Genomic DNA, 6,966 nt, shown 5'->3' with positions numbered 1-6,966 from the left:
GGGGTCGCGCTACTCACAAGAGGTAAGGTTAACAGGTATTTTATCTATAAAACATAGCCTCTCACCTGCTGTGCTCCCTCGAATGCTCCCTGTGTACACCCTTGCGCTCGCGTGCGCACCGCGTCGCCCGGGCATCGAATGACCGACTGCCGATGACCGACTGCCGATGACCGACTGGCGAGCTGACCGACCGTCGAGCGGGGAGGTGCGCGTGCACGGACCGGCTTCGTCCGGCTGGCTGCTGGTGGCGCTCTGCGCGGTGACCGGCTCCTACTGCCTGGCGCGGATGCGCAGCAGCGCCGGGGAGGAGCGCAGCGCCGCGGGCGGCGAGGCGCTGATGGGCTTCGGGATGGCCGCGATGGCCGTGCCGGCGGCGGTGTTCACCCCGCCCTCATGGGCCTGGCCCGCATACGCGGTGGTGTTCGGGGCGGCCGCGGTCCCCGCACTGTGGGCGGCGCGGGCCGGCGCGCACCACCTCCACCACCTGGTGGGGGCCGGGGCCATGGTCTACATGTGCGTCGTCATGGCCGGCGCTCCCGCACACGGGCACGGACAGGGGGGATCGGGAGTCCCGCTCCTGACGGGTGCGCTGCTGCTCTACTTCGCCGGATACGTGCTGCTGACCGGCGTCCGGCTGGTGCCGGTGGCCGCCGTGGCGGGTAGCGGGGCCGGGGGCGGCGGATCCGCCGGGTGGGGCGACCGGCCCGAGCTGGCGCGGGCCTGCCGGCTGTCCATGGGGATCTCGATGGTGGCGATGCTGCTGACACTGTGAGCGGGACCGTCCCGGTACGCCGTACGGATCCGTTGCCTGCGTCACTTCGGCGCCACAAGGCGTACCCCTGAGCGGCGCGTCACTCATAGGCTGCGCCTCATGATGCTCCCCGCGGCACTGTTGCTGCTCGGCGCCCTGATCGCAGTGGTCGCTCCCCGGCTGCTCGCCCGGGCGGACTGGCCGGATCGTGAGCCGGTGGTGGCGCTGTGGGTGTGGCAGTGCGTGGTGGCGGCCGTGCTCGTGTGCTGTGCGCTGGCGATGACGCTCAGCGCGGCGGCGGCCTGGTACGCGGTCGGCGGGCACGTCTTCGCGACGGCGCCGACCCCGGTCGTCGAGGCCTACGCCCTCGGTACGGCGGGCCCCTGGGCGGCGGCCACCGCCGTGGCGCTGGCCGGCGGCGGGCTGTGGAGCGCGGCGATGCTGGTCCGCGAGATCGGCGGGGCACGCGCCCGGGGCCGCCGTCGGCGTGCCGATCTGCTGGTCAGGGCGCCGCTGCTGCCGGGCGAGGTGGCCGTGTCCGGCCGGCTCGTCGTCCTGGAGAGCGAGCAGCCCGACGCCTGGTGGCAGCCCGGCACTTCCCCGCAACTGGTCGTGACCACGGCCGCGTTGCGCCGGCTGAAGGGCCGGCAGCTGGACGCCGTGCTCGCCCACGAGCAGGGGCACGCGCGGGCCCGGCACGACTGGCTGCTGAACTGCTCCTCCGCCCTGGCGGGCGGCTTTCCGCAGGTGCCGGTGTTCGCCGCGTTCCGCGACGAGATGCACCGCTTGGTCGAACTCGCCGCCGACGACACGGCGTCCCGCCGCTTCGGCCGGCTGACCACGGCCCTGGCCCTGGTCGAACTCAACGAGCACCGCGGTGTTTTCGGCCCCTGTCCGACCCCGCAGGCCCATGTCCCGGCACGCGTCCACCGGCTGCTCACTCCCCCCGACCGTCTGCCCCCGGCCCACCGGCTGCGGCTGACGGCGGCGGCCGCACTGGTGCCCGTGGTGCCGGTGCTGGTRGCGTTCGGACCGGGGCTGCGGGCGCTGGGATAGCCGGGACGCATGCTCCGGGGCACCGGTGGCGTCCGTGCCGATTTCGGGGCCGTCAGGGGGGTGCCAGGGTGGCCGAAGCGTGCGGCTCGGGGCGCGAAGATCGTCACCGTACTGGATCCGGAGGCCCCGGTTCGGCGAGGATCGCATCATGAACGCCCCGTCCGTCGACTCCCCGCCCCGCCCGCAGCACCGCACCACCGCCCGGTCGGCCGGTGTCCTGGCGCTGTGCTCCGTCCTGCTGCTGACCCTCGTCGCGACCAGATGGAGCCCGTTGATCAGCGCGGACGGAGACATCTCCGCCACCACGCACCGCTGGGCGGTCGAGGAATCCGGCGTCACCCAGGCGTGCCGCATCCTCACGGACTGGGTGTGGGACCCGTGGACGATGCGACTGCTGTGCGCGGTCGTCGTGGTGTGGCTGGTGGTGCGCCTCGCGGCGCGCTGGACGGCGTTGTGGCTGGCGCTGGCCGTCACGCTGGGCACGCTGTTCCAGCAGGCTCTCAAGGCGCTGGTGGACCGTCCCCGCCCGGTCTGGCCCGACCCGGTCGACTCGGCCCACTACTCGGCCTTCCCGTCGGGCCACGCCATGACCGCCACGGTCGTGTGCGGCCTCCTCCTGTGGCTCCTGCGCCGTCACGGCGTCGGCCGTGCCGTGTGGCGTACGGCCGTGAGCGTGGCAGTCGTGTCCGTGGTCGGAGTGGGGCTGACCCGTGTCTGGCTGGGCGTCCACTGGCCGTCGGACGTCGTGGGCGGCTGGCTGATGGGCGCGACGGTGGTGGCCCTGGCGGTGTGGGCGCACCAGCACCGGCAGCCGCGAACCCACTCGGACACCGCCTCGTAGGATCACCCCATGACGGCTGTGCTGTTCGACTTCTCCGGAACGCTGTTCCGTGTCGAGTCCACCGACTCCTGGCTGCGCGGCGTCGTGGCCGACGCCGGAGTCCCCTTCACCGAGGCGGAGTTGACCGCCGCCGTGCAGGCGCTTGAGGCAGTGGGGGCGCTGCCCGGCGGTGGTGATCCCGCACGGGTGCCGGCCGAACTCGCCGGCTCCTGGCTGATCCGGGACCAGAGCGCCGCACTGCACCGGGCCGCCTACACCGGCCTCTCCCGCCAGGTCACGCTGCCCGACCCGGCGTTGCACGACGCGCTGTACGACCGCCATATGACACCGGCGGCATGGTCCCCGTACCCGGACGCCGTGGAGGTGCTCCGCACCCTGCGGGAGCGGGGCATCCCCGTAGGGGTGGTCAGCAACATCGGCTGGGACCTGCGCCCGGTGTTCCGCGAGCACGGCCTGGACCGCTACATCGACGCGTACGTCCTGTCGTACGAGCACGGCATCCAGAAGCCCGACCCGCGGCTGTTCGCCACCGCCTGCGAGGCGCTCGGTGCCGATCCGCGCCGGACGCTCATGGTCGGCGACGACCGCAGGGCGGACGGCGGGGCCAGCGCCCTGGGATGCGGGGTGCACTTCGTGGACCACCTGCCCGTGACCGACCGGCCGGACGGACTGCGGCCGGTCCTGGACCTGGTGAGCTGAGGCCACCACCAGGCCAGTTGGTCGTCTGCTCGCCCGCCTCGGACGATCCCCCGTGTCGCCCGAGGCAGACGGCATCACCGGCCCGGACCGCGCGGTCCTGGCCGGACGGCTCCGAGTATAGTTGGCTGGCAGCCAGTCAACGCAGGAGTTTCAGCATGTCCCCGCGCAGCGCCTCGGTCAATGAAGAGTTGCGGAGGCGTTCGAAGGAGCGGCTTCTCCAAGCGGCGGTCGAACTGGTCGGCGAGCGCGGCTTCGAGGCCACGACGCTCGGCGACATCGCCGACCGGGCGGGCTCGGCCCGCGGGCTGGTCTCGTACTACTTCCCGGGCAAGCGCCAGCTCGTGCAGTCCGCCGTGCACCGGCTGATGCACCGCACGCTGGAGGAGGCGCTGGAGCGCGAGCCGCGTGCCGAGGACGGCCGGGAGCGGATGGCGCGGGCCATCGACGCGATCCTGGGCCTGGCCAGGGACCGGCCCGTGCTGATGCGCCAGCACATGGCCGGGCTGTTGCAGGCCGAGGGCTTCGTGCCCTGCCCGGAACAGCGGCGCCTGGCCGAACTGCTGAGGGACACCGTCGCCCGGCACGGGTCGCGGGACGTCGACAGCGACTACCCGATGCTGCGGGCCCTGCTGATGGGCGCCGTGTACGCCGCCCTGGTGCCGGGGGTGCCGATGCCGGTGCCGGTGCTGCGGGCCGAGTTGTTCAAGCGCTACCGGCTCGACTGGGAGCTGGGTGTCCCGCCGGAGACCGGAGCCTCCGGCGGGAGGGGCGACAGGGATCTGTCGCGGTTCTTCGCGACCGGGGCCGCACCGGAGTGCGACCCGCAGGGTCAGCCGAAGTAGTCCGGCTGCGTCTGCGCGTTGAGCTCACGCAGGTGGACCCACCGTGCCGGGTCCGTGCGCCGGTCCTTGATCTTCAGGACGTCGAAGCCCTTGGTGGTGTCGTTCGAGTAGATGTGGCCGTTGTAGTAGTACGCCGACCACGAACCGCCGAAGGTCAGCTGTTCGGTGCTGGCCGGGCCGCGTTCGAAGTAGGCGATCTCCCTGGGCTTCGACGAGTCGGTGAACTCCCAGACGGAGACACCCCCCTGATACCAGGCCTGGACCATCAGGTCCCTGCCCTTCACCGGGATCAGAGAGCCGTTGTGGGCCACGCAGTTCTCGGTGTCCGCCTGGTGGCGGGAGATCTTGAAGTAGTTGCGGAAGACGAGCTTGCGCTCGTCGCCCTTGCCGACGATGTCGTAGATGCCGTCGGCACCGCGGTTCGGGCCGGTCGCCGCGTTGCAGGTGGGCGCGGGACCACCGCCCAGCTCGTCGGTGAACACGACCTTGTTCGCCTTCTGGTTGAAGGTAGCCGAGTGCCAGAAGGAGAAGTTGACGTTGTCCTGCACCCGGTCGATGACCTTCGGGTGCTCCGGGTCCTTGACGGAGAACAGGATGCCGTCGCCCATACAGGCGCCCGCGGCCAGGTCCGCCGAGGGCAGCACGGTGATGTCGTGGCAGCCGGTGGTCTTGATGACGCCCGGGTTGGTGGGCCCGCCCGGGTTGCCGCCGCCGTCCGGGCCCTCACCGGGGAACAGCACGGGGAAGCCCACGACCGCCGCCTTCTCGGGGGCGCTGCGCGGCACCTTGATGACGGAGATGCCGTCGTGCGGCGGCCGGCAGTCGGGGTACGTGGCGTCCGGCGAGTACGAGGAGACGTACACGTAGACGTTCCGCCGCTCGGGCACCAGCGTGTGGGTGTGCGAGCCGCACGCGGTTTCGACGGCGGCGACGTACCTCGGGTTCCGCTTGTCGCTGATGTCGAAGACCTTCATGCCCTCCCACGAGGACTTCTCGGTCGCCGGCTGCGTGGTGCTGCTGCAACTGCTGTCGCTGCGTGAGGAGTCGGTGGACAGGAACAGCAGGTTGCCGGAGACGGAGATGTCGTTCTGGGAGCCCGGGCACAGCACCTGGGCGACCGTCTTGGGTGACTTCGGGTTGCCGATGTCGAAGATGCGGAAGCCGTCGTAGTTGCCGGCGAAGGCGTACCTGCCCTGGAAGGCCAGGTCCGTGTTGATGCCGGGCAGCACGTCCTTGGGGATGTTGGCGACGTGTTCGATGTTGGCCGAGTGGACGATCTCGTCCCGGCCGGGTATCTCACCGTTCTCGATGGCCTCGCGCGCCTCGGCCTGCGCGCTCTTGGAGACCTCCTTCGGCTTGGGCGGGACGTCCCCCGGGTCGGGGGTGGCCCCTGCCGGCGCCGCCACGAGGAGCGCGGCCAGCAGTCCGCCGGCTATCGCGCCTGCTCCGAGACGTCTGCGGCGTGTTCTGCGGTCGTTCAACAGGATCACTGTTTTCCTCCCTGGTTCCGTTCCCTCCGGAACGGTTCACGCACCACGCAGTATCGTCCTCGTCATGCACATATCAACAGGCGCAACAGGGTCTTAAAGAAGTCGCTGGGTCAATGACCCGCGAAACATGCCCGAATGGCTGTAAGCATCACCAGGTGTCCATCAACACGCCTGCCACAGGAGGTCGTTGTGCCCTTCCGCGCGTCTCGTACGTCCGTCGTCATGACGGGGCTGGCCGCCCTGGCCGCACTCACGGCCGGGGGGTGCGACTCCGGTCCGGACCGGAAGCCGGCCGCCGCGGACGGGCCTGCCGTGATAGCGCCGGGCAAGCCGGGCGAGGCGAACCGCACCCTGTCCGCCGAGGAAGCCGCCGACCAGCACTCGGAGAACGACTCCCCCAACTCGGCGGATGTCTCCTACGCCCGCATGATGATCGAACACCACGCCCAGGCCCTCGTCATGACCGAACTCGCCCCGGAGCGCGCCGAGTCGGCGAAGGTGAAACGGATCGCCGCACGGATCGCCGCCGCCCAGAAGCCGGAGATCGAGGCCATGAAGGGCTGGCTGAAATCGTACGGAAAGCCGCTGAAGGCCGAACGGCACGAGCACGCCGCGATGCCCGGGATGGCGACCGAGGCACAGCTGAACGAGCTCCGCGCGGCTGACGGAAAGGCCTTCGATCAGCTCTTCCTGACGCTGATGACGACCCATCACCAGGGCGCGATCACGATGGCCACGGACGTGAAGGGACAGGGCAACAACATCCGGGTCGAGGAGATGGCCGACGAGGTGATCGCCCAGCAGACGAGCGAGATCACACGGATGCGGGACATGCTCCAGCGGGCCTAGGTGAGTGTCCGCAGAGTCCCGCACTGCCCCGCGACGTCCGGCACGCTCCCCCAAGCTCTTCGAGCAGGGGGTACCCCCAGAGCACGCACCGGACGCCGCGGGGCCCGCCCTCCGGGCGGACGACGGACTTTGCGGACACCCCTAGATGAATGAGTCCGATGTGTGTGCTGGTCGCGACCATGGCGAAGGGCGCCCGTTGGTCAGTGTGTGAAGACAAACCTGGACGCCCTCCTGGCGGCACTGTACGTGTTCATCGACGACCACGTGGCGCCTTGTCGCCGGATCGGGCGACCCCCGAAACTCACGGACGCCGAACTGCTGTGCCTGGCGGTCGCCCAGGTCCTGCTCGGCTTTCCCTCCGCCCGGCACTGGATCCGCTTCGCCCACGCCCGGCTCGGCCACCTCTTCCGCTACCTGCCCCAGCAGTCGGCCTACAAC

7 protein-coding genes and 1 pseudogene are annotated in these 6,966 nt (G+C 70.8%); 7 read left to right on the top strand and 1 reads right to left on the bottom strand.

Going from position 1 to position 6,966, the window contains the following annotated elements; genetic code table 11:
* The first annotated feature begins 211 nt into the window (after window positions 1-211).
* The 5 genes from CA983_RS38475 to CA983_RS38455 all read left to right on the top strand — a co-directional run bounded on the left by CA983_RS38475 (window position 212) and on the right by CA983_RS38455 (window position 4,189).
* The gene (locus CA983_RS38475) at window positions 212-772 is read left to right on the top strand and encodes a DUF5134 domain-containing protein (protein ID WP_086605351.1); all 561 of its coding nucleotides are present in this window, start codon (window positions 212-214) and stop codon (window positions 770-772) included.
* A 99-nt stretch (window positions 773-871) separates the two neighbouring features.
* Complete coding sequence (locus tag CA983_RS38470; protein ID WP_086605350.1) at window positions 872-1,807, top strand: M56 family metallopeptidase; 936 nt, start codon at window positions 872-874, stop codon at window positions 1,805-1,807.
* A 148-nt stretch (window positions 1,808-1,955) separates the two neighbouring features.
* Window positions 1,956-2,648 (top strand): phosphatase PAP2 family protein, encoded by a 693-nt coding sequence (locus CA983_RS38465; RefSeq protein WP_086605349.1) that lies wholly within the window; start codon window positions 1,956-1,958, stop codon window positions 2,646-2,648.
* A 9-nt stretch (window positions 2,649-2,657) separates the two neighbouring features.
* Window positions 2,658-3,347, top strand: a complete 690-nt coding sequence (locus CA983_RS38460; RefSeq protein ID WP_086605348.1) for an HAD family hydrolase — start codon at window positions 2,658-2,660, stop codon at window positions 3,345-3,347.
* 155 nt (window positions 3,348-3,502) lie between these two features.
* Window positions 3,503-4,189, top strand: coding sequence for a TetR/AcrR family transcriptional regulator (locus CA983_RS38455; protein WP_086605347.1), 687 nt, complete (start codon window positions 3,503-3,505; stop codon window positions 4,187-4,189).
* On the opposite strand, the gene CA983_RS38450 is transcribed toward CA983_RS38455, so the two are convergent.
* Window positions 4,177-5,679, bottom strand: coding sequence for an LVIVD repeat-containing protein (locus CA983_RS38450; protein WP_086605346.1), 1,503 nt, complete (start codon window positions 5,677-5,679; stop codon window positions 4,177-4,179). The two genes, CA983_RS38455 and CA983_RS38450, sit on opposite strands and share 13 nt — an antisense overlap.
* A gap of 222 nt (window positions 5,680-5,901) precedes the next feature.
* Between CA983_RS38450 and CA983_RS38445 the strand changes: the two genes are divergently transcribed.
* Together CA983_RS38445 and CA983_RS38440 are read left to right on the top strand one after the other, a co-directional pair.
* On the top strand, window positions 5,902-6,528 hold the full coding sequence (locus CA983_RS38445) for a DUF305 domain-containing protein (RefSeq protein WP_086605352.1): 627 nt from the start codon (window positions 5,902-5,904) through the stop codon (window positions 6,526-6,528).
* A 207-nt stretch (window positions 6,529-6,735) separates the two neighbouring features.
* Window positions 6,736-6,966 (top strand): annotated as a pseudogene (locus CA983_RS38440) (IS982 family transposase); the annotation flags it as partial.

This window comes from Streptomyces swartbergensis, from assembly GCF_002148965.1.
GTDB lineage: Bacteria > Actinomycetota > Actinomycetes > Streptomycetales > Streptomycetaceae > Streptomyces > Streptomyces swartbergensis.
This window is presented reverse-complemented; position numbering and strand designations above follow the sequence as displayed.